The organism is Methylobacterium adhaesivum, from assembly GCF_022179065.1.
GTDB lineage: Bacteria > Pseudomonadota > Alphaproteobacteria > Rhizobiales > Beijerinckiaceae > Methylobacterium > Methylobacterium adhaesivum.
Window position 1 is genome coordinate 1 of sequence record NZ_BPQD01000002.1, and the last position, 15832, is coordinate 15832.

A 15832-nucleotide genomic window follows, 5' to 3' on the forward strand; every position below is an offset into this window, starting at 1 on the left:
GCCCGGCCGAAAGGCCGGGCTCTTTCCGTTTGAGCACCGATCCGAACGAGGGTGATGCATCCCGAACGGCAGAGTTTGCGTTGACCCCCTGACAATAGCCGAAGGCGGCCCCCATCTGTGGACCGCGCGTGCGGTGCAGACGCCGCCGGCTTGGCCCAGGAGGACGACTCCATGAACAGCGAAGAACGCGACGTCATCGGTGGTATTTTCCAGCGTCTCGAGCAGGCGGCGAACCAGCCCCGCGATCTGGAGGCTGAGCGCTTCATCGCCGAGAAGCTGCGCAACCAGCCCTACGCCCCCTACGCGATGGCGCAGCTCATCTACGTGCAGGAAGAGGCGATCAAGAGCCTGAACCAGCAGCTCGAACAGGCGCGTCAGACGAGCCAGCAGCAGCCTCAGGGCGGCGGCGGTTTCCTGTCGAGCATCTTCGGCGGCGGCAGCTCGCAGCGGCAGGAGCCCGCCCGTCCGGCGGGACAGCCCTGGGGCAACCAGGGGCAACCACAGCCCGGTTACGGGCAGCAGGGCGGCTATGGGCAGCAGCCCGGTTACGGTGGCCCGCCGCAGGGTGGTCCTCAGGGAGGACCGTGGGGCGGCCAGCAGGCAGCGCCCGCCCGCGGCGGCGGCTTCATGGCGACCGCGCTTCCCATGGCGGCCGGTGCCGCCGGCGGCATGCTGCTCGGCAGTGCCCTTTCGAACGCCTTCGCGGGCGGCCATTCCTCCCTCGGCAGCTCCGCCGCGGCGGGCCTTGGCGGCGGCGGCAATATCACCGAGAACAACTTCTTCAGTTCCGACACGAACAACCAGGATCTCGGCGCGGCCCTGGGCGGCGGCAACGACTTCCAGGACGCCTCGTTCGACAACGATGCGGGCGGTGATTTCGGCGGCGACCTCGGCGGCGGCGGCGACGACGACTGGGTGTGATCGGCAGCAGCGCCCGCCTCCGGGCGGACGAGACGTCTTACAGAAAGGGCCGGCTCCCTCGGGGGCCGGCCATTTCGCATCAGAGCACCTCGACGCGCGTGCCGACGGGGGTGCGCTCGTAGAGGTCAATGACGTCCTTGTTCATCATCCGGATGCAGCCCGACGAGACGTTCTGACCGATGGTATGCGGCTCGTTGGTGCCGTGGATCCGGTAGAGCGACGATCCAAGGTAGAGCGCGCGGGCCCCCAGGGGATTGGACGGGCCGCCCGACATATGCCGGGGCAGGTCGGGACGGCGCCGGATCATCTCGGCGGGCGGGGTCCAGTCCGGCCATTCCCGCTTCTGGCTTATGGTCTTGAGGCCCGACCAGGCAAAGCCCGGCCGCCCGACGCCGATGCCGTAGCGGATCGCCCGTCCGCCCGGCTGGACGAGGTAGAGAAACTTCGCCGGCGTATCCACCACGATGGTGCCGGGAGGCCGCCCGCCGTCGTAGGCCACGACCTGGCGGGCGAAGCGCGGATCGGACGCACGGCCAATGGCAGGTCCCTCGGGCAGGGCTTGAGCCTCGGGCCGGGCATACGCGGCCACAGGTTCCGGAACGGCGGCCTGCGGAAGGGCGGCGAGGCGGACACGCGCCGGCGCCGTCTCGACTGGGTTCGGATCGGCCTGTAGCACGGTCATGGGGACCCGGTCGCCGGACGACAGGCGGCGCGGCGGCTCCGCCCTCTCGCGGCGCATGACCGGGCCTTCGGCCGGGGCCGGCGCACCGCTCATGAGGAACTCGATGAAGCCGCCGCCGTAGCGCCCGGCGGTCTGGGCCTCGACCGGTCCCCCCGCCACCAGGGCCCCCACGACCAGGACCAGCCCGGCCACGCACGCTTCGATCCGCATGATCCTTCCCTCCGAGTTCCGGGGCCGCGACGGGTCCGGATGCCGGGAGGATCGGGGCCGAAGGACCCGTGTCCGGTGAAGGAACGTGGTGAATCCTTCAGGAAACCGGCCGCCGGGGGCCGCGACGACGATTCAGCGTGAACGCGCGGTAAAGGTTGCGCATTCGTTGCGGCATTCAAGAAATGGCAATCAGTTTGACCGAGGGTACACCAGCCGACCTCTTGCGGACTCGACCAGACCGATGACCACGAAACGCTACCGCATCGAAGACAGTCTCGGCCTGGCCGTGAGCGCACCGGCGCCGGTGGCGGTCGTGTCCTCCGACGCGGCGACGGTGAACGACCCCCGCCTCGACGAGATCCTGTCTGCGATTCAGGATCTGCGGCGGGCCACCCAGACGAGTACCGTCGAGACCATGGAAGCCTGCCGGAAGGAGCTGAGCGAAGCCCTGGCCATGCGCTCCGAGCTCGACGTGATGAAGGAGGCGATCACCCGCACCAAGCTCGAGATCGCCACGCTGTATCGGTCCGAGAACACCGGCAAGGGCATGCGCCGGGTGGCGGGCGAGCTCGACGCCGTGGTCGATTCCACCGAGCAGGCGACGAGCACGATCCTCGGCGCCATCGAGGAGATCGAGACCAACGCCAGCATGCTGCGCGCCATGACCACCACCATGGCGGGCCGCGAGAACATCGACGCCATCCTGGACCGCGTGGTCGTTGCCTTCGAGGCGTGCAACTTCCAGGATCTCACGGGCCAGCGCATCCACAAGATCGTCGGCGTGCTGAAATTCATCGAGGAGCACCTCGACCGGATGATCGAAGCCTGGGGCGGCCTGGATACCTTCTCCGACGCCCTCGGCATCAGCGGCGGCAAAATCGATATCGACGACGAGAACTCCCTCCTCAACGGACCGAAGCTCGACGGCGACGCGGGCCACGTGGATCAGGGCGACATCGACGCGCTGTTCGACTGATCGCCCCTTCCCTCGGGAATCGGCGCGGCTTAAATCAGCGCCATGAACCGCGAGAGCAGCCGAGAGACCGCATCCGGCCGAAGCCTGAACGACGTTCCGCCCGAGGACCTCGACGAGATGGAGGAGGCGGACGACGCCTCCGAACTCGCTCCGGCCGACGACGCCCCCGAAATCGATTTCGATTTCGAGGAAGGGGCGGTCAAGGCCGGCACGGAGATCATCCGGCGCTTCTGGACCACCCTGCCGTCGGGGCCGGGGGTCTACCGGATGTTCGATGCCAAGGGCGACGTGCTCTACGTCGGCAAGGCGAAGAACCTGAAGGCCCGCGTCGGCTCCTATGCCCGTGGACAGGCCCATTCGAACCGCATCGCCCGGATGATCTCGCAGACGGCGGCGATGGAGTTCGTCACCACCCAGACCGAGACCGAGGCGCTGCTCCTCGAAGCCAACCTCATCAAGCAGCTCAAACCCCGCTTCAACGTGCTGATGCGGGACGACAAGTCGTTCCCCTACATCCTCGTCACGGCGGATTCGGAAGCGCCGCAGATCGTCAAGCATCGCGGCGCGCGACGGCGCAAGGGCTCGTATTACGGGCCCTTCGCCAACGTCTGGGCGGTGAACCGCACGGTGAACGCCCTGCAGCGGGCGTTCCTCCTGCGCACCTGCACGGACAGCTACTACGAGAACCGCACCCGGCCCTGCCTGCTCTACCAGATCAAGCGCTGCGCCGGCCCGTGCACCGCCGAGATCCCCCTGCCCGAGTATCAGGCGCTCGCCGAGAACGCCAAGGCGTTCCTCGCCGGCAAGTCCAACGCCGTGAAGGACCGTATGCGGGAGGAGATGCAGGCGGCCTCCGAGGTGATGGAGTTCGAGCGGGCGGCGCGCTTTCGCGATCGCATCGCCGCGCTCTCGGCGATCCAGGGCGTGCAGGGCGTGAACACGCAAGGGGTCGAGGAGGCCGACGTGTTCGCCCTCGACGAGCAGGCCGGGCAGTTCTGCATCGAGGTGTTCTTCTTCCGCAACTTCCAGAACTGGGGCAACCGCGCCTACTTCCCCAAGGCCGACCGCTCCATGACGGCCGACGAGGTTCTCGCCTCGTTCATCGGCCAATTCTACGACGACAAGCCGGCGCCGCGCCTCGTCCTCGTGTCCCACCCCATCGAGGATGCCGAATTGCTGGCCGCCGCCCTGTCGAGCCGCACGGAATACCGGGTCGACATCCACCAGCCCCAGCGCGGCGAGCGCAAGAACCTCGTGGACTACGCCCAGCGCAACGCCAAGGAGGCCCTGGGGCGGCGCCTCGCCGACACCGCCTCGCAGGGCAAGCTCCTCGTGGCGCTCGGCCAGTCGTTCGGTCTGGCCGCGACGCCCCGACGCATCGAGGTCTACGACAACTCGCACATCATGGGCACGAACGCCGTCGGCGGCATGATCGTCGCCGGGCCGACGGGCTTCGCCAAGACCCATTACCGCACCTTCAACATCAAGTCCGAGGAACTGACGCCGGGCGACGATTACGGGATGATGCGCGAGGTGCTGCAGCGCCGGTTCAAGCGCCTCGTGAAAGAGAACCCGCGCGACCCGTCCACGACGGACGCCGCCGACGCCCCGGCCGGAGCCGCCGCGCCGGAGGCGGAGTCCGAAATCATGCCGGCCTGGCCCGACCTCGTGCTCATCGACGGCGGCAAGGGCCAGTTGGATGCCGCCCGCACGGCCCTGGAAGAGATCGGCGTCACCGACGTGGCGCTGGTCGGTATCGCCAAGGGCCGCGACCGCGATGCCGGACGCGAAACCTTCTTCGTGCCGGGCCGCCCGCCGTTCAAGCTGCCGCCGCGCGATCCGACCCTGTACTTCGTTCAGCGCCTGCGCGACGAAGCCCACCGCTTCGCCATCGGCACCCACCGGGCCAAGCGCAAGCGCGAGATGGTGAAGAACCCCCTCGACGAGATCGCCGGCATCGGCCCGACGCGCAAACGCGCGCTCCTGCACCATTTCGGCACCGTGAAGGCGATCCAGCGGGCCGCGTTCGAGGATCTGGCGAAGACGCCCGGCGTCAACGCCGCCACGGCGCGGGCCGTCTACGATTTCTTTCACGCACAAGCCTGAGGGCGCCGTCCCAGCATGAGCGAGGCACAGCGGTTGACCCCCACCCCGCCGCATGGTTTCACCGCGCCGATGGAGCCGACCCCCACCCGCCGCCGTTCGCCGGCCTGGACGCTCGCGAACTGCCTGACCTACGGGCGGCTCGTCGCGGTGCCCGTCGTCGTGGCCCTGCTGTACTGGCCCCTCGAGAACACCGCCCGGTTCGCGGCCCTCGGCGTCTACATCCTCGCCGCCATCACCGACTATCTCGACGGCTACGTGGCGCGGACCTACGACCAGTCCTCGGCGCTGGGACGGATGCTCGACCCCATCGCCGACAAGCTGCTGGTGGCCGCCTGCCTCCTCATGCTCGCGGCCGACGCCACGATCCATGGCTGGACCCTGTGGGCCGCCATCGTCATCCTGTGCCGCGAGATCCTGGTGTCGGGCCTGCGCGAGTACCTCGCCGAACTGAAAGTCGGCGTGCCCGTGAGCCGGGTCGCCAAGTGGAAGACCACCCTGCAGCTCATCGCCATCGGCTTCCTCGTGGCGGGGCCGGCCGGCGAGACGATCCTACCCGGCACCATCCAGACCGGGACCTACCTGCTGTGGATCGCCGCGGCCCTCACGCTCTACACCGGGTGGGACTATATGCGGGCGGGCATCAAGCACGTCATCGACGATCCGCGCTGAGGCCCGTCCGGGACCGGCGGGACCACGCAGAAGGGCACCGACCCATGAAGCTCGTCTATTTCGCCTGGGTGCGCGAACGCGTCGGCAAGGCCGAGGAGGTGGTGGACCTGCCGGCGGGCCTCGCCACCGTGTCCGACCTGCTCGCGTGGCTGCGTGGCCGGGGCGAGGAATACGCCCATGCGTTCGAGGGCGAAGGGGTGGTTCGCGTCGCCATCGACCGGGTCCACGCCAAGCCCGATGCGCCGATCTCGGGTGCCGCCGAGATCGCGTTCTTTCCGCCGATGACCGGTGGCTGAGGCTCGGAGTGCCTCAAAGAACTCCCGATCACGGCCGGTCCTCGCTCCGGACACAGCGGCGCAGCGGGATGTTTCTTGAGAGAGACTTTAAGCCTCGACGGCGCGCTCGCGCAGGCGCTGCAGCACCGCCTCAGGGCTGGCATAGGCCTCCTGATGCACGGCGCTCCAGTAGCGCAGGGCATCGAGGTCGATGGGTACGCCCGTCACGGCACAGCGCACGAAGCGGCCGGGCTTCACCACCCGCATGGTGCCGTCGCCATATTCCACCGTCGCCTCTCCCGAGGCATTGCGTTCAAACCGGCCCAGCATCGTCGTCAGTCCCTTCGCATCGCACCGTTCCCAGCGTTCTAGGAGGCACGGGCGGCCCTGTCGATGATCCCTCGACAGGGCGGCCGGATCGGTGCCAAGGATTGCGAATGGACCCCGATCTCCAGAGCCTGTTCGAGGCCGCGCGCGCCGCCCGCGCGCACGCCTATGCGCCCTATTCCGGCTTTTCCGTCGGAGCCGCCCTGCGCGATACGGACGGCCGGATCTATGCCGGCTGCAACGTCGAGAACGCGGCCTATCCCGTCGGCACCTGCGCCGAGGCGGGGGCCATCGCCGCCATGATGGCGGGGGGCGGGCGCCGGATTAGCGCCGTGCTGGTGATGGGGCCCGGGCCCGGCCTCGTGACGCCGTGCGGCGCCTGCCGGCAGCGCATCCGCGAATTCGCCGCGTCCGAGGCTCCGATCCATGTGGCCGACCCGGACGGGGTGCGGGCGTGCTTCACCCTCGGCGCCCTGCTGCCCGATTCGTTCGGACCGGAAAACCTGAGCGGCGATGCCTGAGTGTCTCTCACAAAACGCCCGCTACGCTGCCGTGCCAAGACGAGGAGCCGATGGTGATCGGGCGTTTCGTGAGGCACTCTGAGACCGATGCCCGGATTGCGGCGGCGACGCATCTCCTCGCGGCACGGGGGCTCGGCGGCCCGTTCGCCTGCGCCCTCGTCACGGGAACCGGCCTCGGCGTCCTCACCGAACGCCTGACCGAGGCCGCGAGCGTGCCCTACGCCGACATTCCCGGTTTCCCCGAGCCGGGGGTGAGCGGGCATGGCGGCCGTCTTCACGCCGGCCATCTCGGCGGGCGCCGCGTCCTCCTGTTCGAGGGCCGGGCGCATGCCTACGAGACCGGGAACCCCGCCGCCATGCGGGTGCCCCTCGCCGTGGCGAAGGCCCTCGGTGCCCGCGCCCTGCTGCTCACCAACGCGGCGGGTTCGCTACGCCCGGAGACCGGCCCGGGACACCTCGTGGCGCTGTGCGACCACATCAACCTGTCGGGCTTGAACCCCCTCATCGGCGAGACGAGCGACGGCCGGTTCGTCCCCATGGTCGGCGCCTACGACGCCGGCCTGCGGGAAAAGCTTCACGCGGCGGCCCGCGCCTGCGCCCTGCCCCTTCCGGAGGGCGTCTATGCCTGGTTTTCCGGCCCGAGCTTCGAGACGCCGGCGGAAGTCCGCATGGCCGGGATTCTCGGCGCCGATCTCGTCGGCATGTCCACGGTGCCGGAGACGATCCTCGCCCGCTTCCTCGGACTGCCCGTGGCGGCGGTCTCCGTCGTCACCAACCTCGCAGCCGGCATCGGCGGCGGCGATCCCCACCACGCCGAGACCAAGGCGATGGCCGCCCGGAGCGCCGCCGATCTCGCCCGCCTCGCCGAAGGCTTCGTGAGCCTGCTGCCGGAGCCCTCCCGATGACCGACGCCCGCATCGCCCGGCGCGCCCTGCCGCTCCTCGACCTCACCGACCTGAGCGACGCCTGCACGGAAGCGGCCATTGCCGCCCTGTGCGGAGCGGCCCGGGCGAGCGGCGTCGCCGCCGTCTGCGTCTGGCCGCGCTTCGTCGCCCAGGCGGCCCGCGCGCTGTCCGGCTCGAGCGTCCGCGTCGCCACGGTGATCAACTTTCCCGGCGGCGGCGAGGACACGATGCGGGCCGTGGCCGACACCCGCGAAGCCCTGGCGGACGGGGCCGAGGAGATCGACCTCGTGCTGCCCTACCACGCCCTGCGCGACGGCCGCCCCGAGGCGGCCCGCGCCATGGTCGAGGCCGTTCGCGCCGCCTGCGGCGGGGCCTGCCTCAAAGTGATCCTCGAGACCGGACTGCTGGAGACGCCGGATCTCATCGCCGCGGCGAGCCGCCTCGCCCTGGCGGCGGGCGCCGACATGATCAAGACCTCCACGGGCAAGACCGCCGTGTCGGCGACCCCGGAGGCGGCCGAGATCATGCTGCACGCCCTCAAGGCGGCGGACGGTCGCCGGGGCCTCAAGGTTTCGGGCGGGATCAGGACCGTGGCCGATGCCGGCCTCTACCTCGCCATCGCCGACCGGATCATGGGTCCCGACTGGGCGAGCCCCGACACCTTCCGGATCGGCACGAGTGCCCTGCACGCCGCCATCGTCACCGCCCTGGAGCCCGCACCATGACGCTGCCGCAGGAAACGATCCGGGCCAAGCGCGACGGGCGCGAAATCGATCCGACCGAGATCGCGGCCTTCGTCGCCGGCCTCATGGACGGGCGCGTCACCGAGGGGCAGGCGGCGGCCTTCGCCATGGCGGTGTTCTTTCAAAAACTGTCGCTGCCCGAGCGCGTCGCCCTGACCGAGGCCCTGATGCGATCCGGGACGGTTCTCGAATGGGACCTGCCCGGCCCGGTCCTCGACAAGCACTCCACCGGCGGGGTCGGCGATGCCGTGAGCCTCGCCCTCGCCCCGATGGTCGCGGCCTGCGGCGGCTACGTGCCGATGATCACCGGGCGCGGCCTCGGGCACACGGGCGGCACCCTCGACAAGCTCGCGAGCATTCCGGGCTACGACGTCCGCCCGGATCTCGACCGGTTCCGGCGCGTCACCACGGAGGTCGGCTGCTGCGTCATCGGCCAGACCCCCGACCTCGCCCCGGCCGATGCCCGCCTCTACGCCATCCGCGACGTCACCGGCACGGTGGAATCCCTCGACCTCATCACCGCGTCGATCCTGTCGAAGAAGCTCGCCGCCGGCCTCGGCGGCCTCGTCATGGACGTGAAGGTGGGGTCAGGCGCCTTCATGGAGACGCTCGACGCGGCGCGCGGCCTCGGCGAGGCCATCGTCGGCGTCGCGGGCGGGGCGGGCCTGAACACCGTGGCCCTCGTCACCGACATGGATTCGCCCCTGGCTTCCGCCGCCGGCAACGCCCTCGAGGTGGCCTACACCCTGGACTACCTCGCCGGACGTGCCCGCGAGCCGGCGTTCCACGCCATCACCCTCGAACTCGGGGCCGAGATGCTGGTGCTGGGCGGCCTCGCGGCGAACCTGCCCGCCGCGCGCGAACGCCTGACCGCCGCCCTCGATTCGGGGCGCGCCCGGGAGGTCTTTTCGCGGATGGTGACGGCGCTGGGCGGCCCCGCCGATCTGGCCGATCACCCGGAACGCCACCTCGCGCGGGCCGAGATCGTCAGATCGGTGACGGTTTCGGAATCCGGTTACGTCGGCCGCGTGTCGACGCGGGCGATCGGCCTCGCGGTCATCAGTCTGGGCGGGGGCCGGACGCGGCCGCAGGACAGCATCGATCCGGCGGTGGGGTTCACGGGCCTCGCCCGCGCGGGCGACGCGGTGGGTCCCGACCGGCCCCTGGGGGTGATCCACGCCCGCGATGCGGCGGCGGCCGATGCCGCCGAGGCGGCCCTGCGCGCGGCCTACACGATCGGCCCGGCCCCGGGCGGGGCGAACGCTTCGTTGCGCGACCGGATCGCCTGACGACGATTCCGGGATACCGAAGGGATCATCCCTTCGGCGGGTCTCGGGCAGAGCCCGACCGTCTTTCCACAGCTCTGCCTGGACCCGTGAAGGGCTGAGCCCTTCTAACCAGCTCTCAGGGGCGGCGGTAGGCCCATACGCGGGCCGGCGGCAGGTTGAGCCAGACGCGGTTGGAGCGGCTCGCCGTGTAGGTGCCGGCGTCGCAGCGCTCCGGAATCGGCGGCACCACCGCGTAGGTGAACTGCACGAAGGGCGCGCCCGCATGCATCATCGCGTGGGCGGCGTTGAGGAGGCCGAGGCGCTGTTCCAGGGGCTTGGTGAACAGGGGCAGGCTCGACACCGTGGCGGCCGCCTTTTCCCGCACCAGGGCACCGAGGGTGGCGGTGATGTCGTAGGCGTCGCCCTGGACGATGGTGGCGCGGGGAAACCGGGTCCGCAACAGGCGGCAGAAGTCCGGATTGTACTCGACGAGGACCAGGCGTTCCTGCTCGATGCCCCGACGCACGAGGGCCTCGGTCACCGGGCCGGTGCCCGGGCCGAGTTCGATCACCGGACCGGGCGTCCGGGGATCGACGTAGGAGGCCATGGTGCGGGCGAGCATCTTACCCGACGGCGTCACCGAGCCGGTGACCAGGGGCCGCTCGAACCACGAGCGCAGGAAGCGGGCTTCGTCCTCGAGGGGATCGCGCCGGGGCCGCACGGCGCCGGGTGCGACGTCCAGGGCAGCGGACGTGGATTTGAGTTTGGTTCTCGGACGGCGGAGCGGCGGCAAGACCCTGGACCCTCAGATCGCGGATTGGGTGGGAAAGGCTAGACGCCGATGGCCGCGGACAGTCAAGCTGACAACGGACGTGTGAAGCGGCGGGCCCCCGCGTTCGGCCGAGCGATGCGGCCCGGCCACATCGATAACCAGGCGCAGCGCCGTTCGATCCCGGTGTGCGGTCACTGGCGCGCGGCGCCGCCGCCGAACCCGTCGAAGAAGTCCCGCACCTTTGAGAAGAAGCCGGCGCTCTCGGGATGGTTCTCGTCCGAAGCAGACTGGCCGAATTCCTGCAACAGCTCGCGCTGGCGCTTGGTCAGGCTCTGGGGTGTCTCGACGAACACCTGGATATAGAGGTCGCCGACGTCGCGCGAGCGCAGGACCGGCATGCCCTTGCCCTTGATGCGGAATTGCTTGGCCGTCTGGGTCCCGGCCGGGATCCGCACCTGGGTCTGCGACCCGTCGATGACCGGCACGGTGATTTCGCCCGAGAGAGCCGCCGTCACCATGTTGATCGGCACCCGGCAGAACAGGTCGGCCCCGTCGCGCTGGAAGAACTCGTGCGGCTTGATGGAGAGGAACACGTAGAGGTCGCCGGCCGGGCCGCCGCGTAGGCCGGTCTCGCCCTCGCCGGCCAGCCGGATGCGCAGGCCGTCGTCGACGCCCGCGGGAACGTTGATGGACAGGGTCCGCTCGCGGGTGACGCGGCCGGCGCCCGAGCAGGTGCCGCACGGGTCGTCGATCACCTCGCCGCGGCCGTGGCAGTTGGGGCAGGTGCGCTCGATGGCGAAGAAGCCCTGCGCCGCCCGGACCCGGCCGTAGCCGCCGCAGGTCTGGCACGGACGCGGCTTCGAGCCCGCCTTGGCGCCGGTGCCCGAGCAGGTCTCGCAGGTGACGGCGGTCGCCATCTTGATGGTCTCCGCCTTGCCGGCGAAGGCCTCCTCGAGGGAGATTTCGAGATTGTAGCGAAGGTCGGCCCCACGCTCGCGGGTCGAACCGCCACGTGCGCCGCCGGCCGCCCGGCCGCCCGGTGCCGCCCGGCCGTCGCCGAAGAAATTGTCGAAGATATCTGACATGAAGTCGCCGAACTCGTTGCCGAATCCGGGTCCGCCCCCGCCACCCTGCTGGAAGGCGGCATGGCCAAAGCGGTCGTAGGCCGCGCGCTTCTGGCCGTCGGAGAGGCACTGATAAGCCTCGTTGATTTCCTTGAACTTGATCTCCGCGTCCGCGTTCCCCGGATTGCGGTCCGGGTGATAGGTCATGGCGAGCTTGCGGAAGGCGACCTTCAGTTCGCTGTCGGTCGCGGTCTTGGAGACGCTCAGAATCTCGTAATAGTCCCGCTTCGACATACTCGTCCCTAACGTCGCCCGATGCGCCGGATCGCATCGTCATCCCACCAGACATGGTGCAGGGCCGGATCGCTCCGGCCCTGCGCTTCGTCGCGGTGCGTTATGCCCGCTTCTTCTGGTCCTTGTCATCGACTTCCTGGAAGTCGGCATCGATGACGTCGTCCTTCTTGGCCTCGCCGGCCGGGGCCTCGGTGCCCGCCTCGCCGGCCTGATTGGCGGCATACATGGCCTCGCCGAGCTTCATCGAAGCCTGCATCACGTCCGTGGTGCGGGCCTTGATGACTTCCACGTCATCGCCATCGAGGGCGGTGCGGAGCGAGGTGATGGCCGTCTCGATGGCCGCCTTGTCGTCGGCCGAGACCTTGTCACCGTACTCCTTCACCGACTTCTCGGTGGCGTGCACGAGGCTCTCGCCCTGGTTCTTCACCTCGACGAGTTCGCGACGCTTCTTGTCCGCCTCGGCATTGGCCTCGGCGTCCTTGACCATCTTCTCGATATCCGCGTCCGAGAGACCACCCGAGGCCTGGATGCGGATCTGGTGCTCCTTGTTCGTCGCCTTGTCCTTGGCCGTCACGTTGACGATGCCGTTGGCGTCGATGTCGAAGGTCACCTCGATCTGCGGCATGCCGCGCGGGGCCGGCGGGATGCCCATGAGGTCGAACTGGCCGAGCATCTTGTTGTCGGCCGCCATCTCGCGCTCACCCTGGAAGACCCGGATGGTGACGGCGTTCTGGTTGTCCTCGGCCGTCGAGAAGGTCTGGGACTTCTTCGTCGGGATCGTGGTGTTGCGGTCGATGAGGCGGGTGAACACGCCGCCGAGGGTCTCGATGCCCAGCGACAGCGGGGTGACGTCGAGGAGCAGCACGTCCTTGACGTCGCCCTGGAGCACGCCGGCCTGGACCGCCGCGCCGATGGCCACAACCTCGTCGGGGTTGACGCCCTTATGGGGCTCCTTGCCGAAGAAGGACTTTACCACTTCCTGGATCTTCGGCATGCGGATCATGCCGCCGACGAGAACAACCTCGTCGATCTCGGAGGCCGAGACGCCCGCATCCTTGAGGGCCTTGCGGCAGGGCTCGATGGTGCGCTGGACGAGATCGTCCACGAGGCTCTCGAACTTCGCGCGGCTGAGCTTGAGCGCGAGGTGCTTCGGGCCGGACGCGTCCGCCGTGATGTAGGGCAGGTTGATCTCGGTCTGCGTCGCGGAAGACAGCTCGATCTTGGCCTTCTCGGCGGCTTCCTTCAGGCGCTGGAGGGCGAGCTTGTCCTTCGTCAGGTCGATGCCCTGCTCGCGCTTGAACTCCGCCGCGAGGTACTCGACCACGCGGTTGTCGAAATCCTCGCCGCCGAGGAAGGTGTCGCCGTTCGTCGACTTCACCTCGAACACGCCGTCGCCGATCTCGAGGATCGAGACGTCGAAGGTGCCGCCGCCGAGATCGTAGACCGCGATGGTGCCGGACTTCTTCTTGTCGAGGCCGTACGCGAGGGCAGCCGCCGTCGGCTCGTTGATGATGCGCAGCACCTCGAGGCCGGCAATCTTGCCGGCGTCCTTGGTGGCCTGACGCTGGGCGTCGTTGAAGTAGGCCGGCACGGTGATCACGGCCTGCGTCACGGGCTGGCCGAGATGGGCCTCGGCCGTCTCCTTCATCTTCTGCAGGGTGAAGGCCGAGATCTGCGAGGGCGAGTACTTCTTGCCGTCGGCCTCGACCCAGGCGTCGCCGTTGTCGCCGCGCACGATGGAATAGGGCACGAGGCCCTTGTCCTTCTGGGTCATCGGATCGTCGTAGGTCCGGCCGACGAGGCGCTTGATGGCGAAGAAGGTGCGCTCGGGGTTCGTGACCGCCTGACGCTTGGCCGGCTGGCCGACGAGGCGTTCGCCCTCGTCCGTGAAGGCGACGATGGACGGCGTGGTCCGCGCGCCCTCGGCATTCTCGATGACCTTGGGCTGCGAGCCTTCCATAACGGCCACACAGGAATTGGTGGTGCCGAGATCGATACCGATAACTTTACCCATGGTGGGATCCCTCTGTTGTGCTGGTCAAGCAGACCGCCGAGCCCCGAAGCAGCTCGGCCCATGGCGGTGGAGACTTGGCGGTGGAAACTTGAGATTGGCGAGCAGGTTCGGGACCGGACCGGGCGTCGGAAACGCTCAGGCTCGGGTCACAATCCCGCGTCCCGCCGGATATAAGAAGGGGGATGCGGGGCCGCAAGGCGAACGGGGCGGCGAACCGGAGCGGATCGGTCGTGCCCGCGTTATCCCCTTCTCGCGATTGGCCGATCCGCGCCGCCCGGACGGGTTTTGGGGCGAGCAACACGGATCTCTTGTTGTATCGCCGCCACGTTCAAGCCATGGCCTGCATGGTAGGCTGACGGAAGGCCGATCGTCGCCTCAAGCTCTCCCGGCCGGAAAGTCTCGATGCCCCCGTTCAACCGCGCTCTTCTTCTCGCACCGCTGCTGTTCGCGATGCCGGCCCCGGCCAGCGCTCAGAACTTCTTCGAGGAGCTGTTCGGGATCGGACGGGCCGCCAAGCCTCCCGTGCCGCCACGCGGCGTGCCGGGGGGCGTGCCGTCGGACGCGCCAGCAGCGCCGCCGGTCGATGCCCCCGCCGCCGAGGCTCCCCGCGCCCCGGCGCCGCCGAAGCAGCCCGTCGTCCTCAAGGCCCCGGCCGAGGACAACGTCATGGGTCAGGAGCTGCTGCGCAACGGGCTCGACGGCAACCTGAAGCTGGAAAAGGCCGGCGGCGCCGTCACGGCCCGCCTCACCCTGCCGGGCACGAAGGTTTCCGCGCCGGGCGAGAGCTGCACGGTGCCGTGGAACGGCGGCGCGCCCGCGACCCTCACGGCCGAAGGCCGCCCCGAGGGCCTGGCTCGCTTCGAGGCCGCCGGCGCGGCCTGTCCCCTGCGGTTCGAGGTGGTGGACGGCGGTGTCCTCGTCACCTCCCTGTCCGGCTCACCGGTCTGCACCGTTGCGGCGTCCGATTGCGCTGCCGCGCCGACGGGCCTGTGGGGGCCGGGTGCCGCCACCCTGATCCCGCGCGCGGCGGAATTCGACACGGCGCGGGGCGTGGCCGACCGGGCGGTGCGGGAGAACTACCGCCTCATGACCCAGCGGGCGCGCGGCCAGGATGTCCGACCCATCGTCACCGAGCAGGCGGCGTTCTCGTCCGACCGCGAGCAGCTGTGCCGGACCTATGCGCGCGAAGGTGCCCACGGCTTCTGCAACCTGCGCTTCACCGAGGGGCGTGCCCTGGCGCTCGCCACGCGGCTGGGCATCAACACCGCCAGCGCCGCCCCGACGGCGGCCGCCGCGCCGCGTCCGCGCCGCAAGCCGCAACCGGCCGTCGAGGGCATGAACCCCGATGCGGGCGGCGCGCCGGGTTTTCCGGAGTAAGGGATTCCGAAGGGATCATCCCTTCGGCGGGTGTCGGGCGGAGTCCGACGTCTGCCCGGGTTCAGGCGTGGCCGGCGCTCACCGAGAGCATGGCGGGGTCGACGCCGATTCCCCGCAGGGTACGCTCGTACTTCGCCTCGAGGGCCGTGTTGAAGATGAGGTCCGGATCCGCCGGGCAGGTGAGCCAGCCGTTGGCCAGGATCTCGCTCTCGAGTTGGCCCGGCTGCCATCCGGCATAGCCCAGCGCCAGGACGGCGCTGGCCGGGCCGGCGCCGTTGGCGATGGCGCGCAGGATGTCCACGGTGGCGGTGAGGCAGATGCCGTCGTCGATGATCAGGGTCGACTGGTCGATGTGGAAGTCGTCCGTGTGCAGCACGAAGCCGCGCTTGGCGTCGACGGGCCCGCCCATGAGCACCGGCATGTGGCCGACCCGCTCGCGCAGGCGGATGGCGTCCGCTTCCTTGGCGACATCGAGCTGAATCAGGAGATCGGGCATGCTGAGATTGCCGATCGCCTTGTTCAGGATGATGCCCATGGCGCCGTCCGCCGAGTGAGCGCAGAGGTAGATCACGGAGCGCGCGAACCGCGCATCCGTCAGGCCCGGCATGGCGATGAGGAACTGGCCGTCGAGATAGGCGGGCTCGGCCTTCTGGGTGGGTGGGGTCTGCATCCGCCCATGCTACGCTCCTCCCGCGGCGGGTCCAAGAA

General features: G+C 69.6%; 16 protein-coding genes. 10 read left to right on the forward strand and 6 right to left on the reverse strand.

Going from position 1 to position 15832, the window contains the following annotated elements:
- Positions 1-171 precede the first annotated feature (171 nt).
- On the forward strand, positions 172-921 hold the full coding sequence (locus tag MFF01_RS02520) for a DUF2076 domain-containing protein (protein ID WP_238221654.1): 750 nt from the start codon (positions 172-174) through the stop codon (positions 919-921).
- A gap of 79 nt (positions 922-1000) precedes the next feature.
- On the opposite strand, the gene MFF01_RS02525 is transcribed toward MFF01_RS02520, so the two are convergent.
- The gene (locus MFF01_RS02525) at positions 1001-1813 is read right to left on the reverse strand and encodes a L,D-transpeptidase family protein (RefSeq protein ID WP_238221656.1); all 813 of its coding nucleotides are present in this window, start codon (positions 1811-1813) and stop codon (positions 1001-1003) included.
- Between the two features lie 241 nt (positions 1814-2054).
- Between MFF01_RS02525 and MFF01_RS02530 the strand changes: the two genes are divergently transcribed.
- From MFF01_RS02530 to moaD, 4 genes are all read left to right on the forward strand, one after another.
- Complete coding sequence (locus MFF01_RS02530) at positions 2055-2789, forward strand: protein phosphatase CheZ (protein ID WP_238221658.1); 735 nt, start codon at positions 2055-2057, stop codon at positions 2787-2789.
- A 42-nt stretch (positions 2790-2831) separates the two neighbouring features.
- Positions 2832-4895 (forward strand): excinuclease ABC subunit UvrC, encoded by a 2064-nt coding sequence (uvrC, locus tag MFF01_RS02535; protein WP_238221660.1) that lies wholly within the window; start codon positions 2832-2834, stop codon positions 4893-4895.
- Between the two features lie 69 nt (positions 4896-4964).
- Positions 4965-5564, forward strand: coding sequence for a CDP-diacylglycerol--glycerol-3-phosphate 3-phosphatidyltransferase (gene pgsA / locus MFF01_RS02540; protein WP_238222122.1), 600 nt, complete (start codon positions 4965-4967; stop codon positions 5562-5564).
- Between the two features lie 44 nt (positions 5565-5608).
- Complete coding sequence (gene moaD / locus MFF01_RS02545) at positions 5609-5860, forward strand: molybdopterin converting factor subunit 1 (protein WP_238221663.1); 252 nt, start codon at positions 5609-5611, stop codon at positions 5858-5860.
- An 87-nt stretch (positions 5861-5947) separates the two neighbouring features.
- Here the strand turns inward: moaD and MFF01_RS02550 are convergent, their stop codons facing one another.
- Positions 5948-6169 (reverse strand): DUF2093 domain-containing protein, encoded by a 222-nt coding sequence (locus MFF01_RS02550; RefSeq protein WP_238221665.1) that lies wholly within the window; start codon positions 6167-6169, stop codon positions 5948-5950.
- A 107-nt stretch (positions 6170-6276) separates the two neighbouring features.
- Here MFF01_RS02550 and MFF01_RS02555 point away from each other — a divergent pair, with 107 nt between their 5' ends.
- Genes MFF01_RS02555 through deoA form a run of 4 tightly spaced genes read left to right on the forward strand, consistent with a single transcriptional unit; the run spans position 6277 to position 9624 of the window.
- Positions 6277-6687, forward strand: coding sequence for a cytidine deaminase (locus MFF01_RS02555; RefSeq protein WP_238221666.1), 411 nt, complete (start codon positions 6277-6279; stop codon positions 6685-6687).
- Positions 6688-6737: 50 nt separating this feature from the next.
- Positions 6738-7592, forward strand: a complete 855-nt coding sequence (locus MFF01_RS02560) for a purine-nucleoside phosphorylase (protein ID WP_238221668.1) — start codon at positions 6738-6740, stop codon at positions 7590-7592.
- Positions 7589-8317 carry a deoxyribose-phosphate aldolase gene (gene deoC, locus MFF01_RS02565; protein WP_238221670.1) on the forward strand — a complete coding sequence of 243 codons (729 nt, stop codon included), beginning with the start codon at positions 7589-7591 and terminating at the stop codon, positions 8315-8317. Before MFF01_RS02560 ends, deoC begins: the two co-directional genes overlap by 4 nt.
- Positions 8314-9624 carry a thymidine phosphorylase gene (gene deoA, locus MFF01_RS02570; RefSeq protein ID WP_238221672.1) on the forward strand — a complete coding sequence of 437 codons (1311 nt, stop codon included), beginning with the start codon at positions 8314-8316 and terminating at the stop codon, positions 9622-9624. Before deoC ends, deoA begins: the two co-directional genes overlap by 4 nt.
- A 115-nt stretch (positions 9625-9739) precedes the next feature.
- On the opposite strand, the gene MFF01_RS02575 is transcribed toward deoA, so the two are convergent.
- From MFF01_RS02575 to dnaK, 3 genes are all read right to left on the reverse strand, one after another.
- On the reverse strand, positions 9740-10396 hold the full coding sequence (locus tag MFF01_RS02575; protein ID WP_373319606.1) for a class I SAM-dependent methyltransferase: 657 nt from the start codon (positions 10394-10396) through the stop codon (positions 9740-9742).
- 170 nt (positions 10397-10566) lie between these two features.
- Positions 10567-11733, reverse strand: a complete 1167-nt coding sequence (gene dnaJ / locus MFF01_RS02580) for a molecular chaperone DnaJ (protein ID WP_238221675.1) — start codon at positions 11731-11733, stop codon at positions 10567-10569.
- A gap of 100 nt (positions 11734-11833) precedes the next feature.
- On the reverse strand, positions 11834-13747 hold the full coding sequence (dnaK, locus tag MFF01_RS02585; protein ID WP_238221683.1) for a molecular chaperone DnaK: 1914 nt from the start codon (positions 13745-13747) through the stop codon (positions 11834-11836).
- Between the two features lie 402 nt (positions 13748-14149).
- Between dnaK and MFF01_RS02590 the strand changes: the two genes are divergently transcribed.
- On the forward strand, positions 14150-15124 hold the full coding sequence (locus tag MFF01_RS02590) for a hypothetical protein (protein WP_238221686.1): 975 nt from the start codon (positions 14150-14152) through the stop codon (positions 15122-15124).
- Between the two features lie 61 nt (positions 15125-15185).
- Here the strand turns inward: MFF01_RS02590 and MFF01_RS02595 are convergent, their stop codons facing one another.
- Positions 15186-15794, reverse strand: a complete 609-nt coding sequence (locus MFF01_RS02595) for a YqgE/AlgH family protein (RefSeq protein WP_238221688.1) — start codon at positions 15792-15794, stop codon at positions 15186-15188.
- Positions 15795-15832 lie beyond the last annotated feature (38 nt).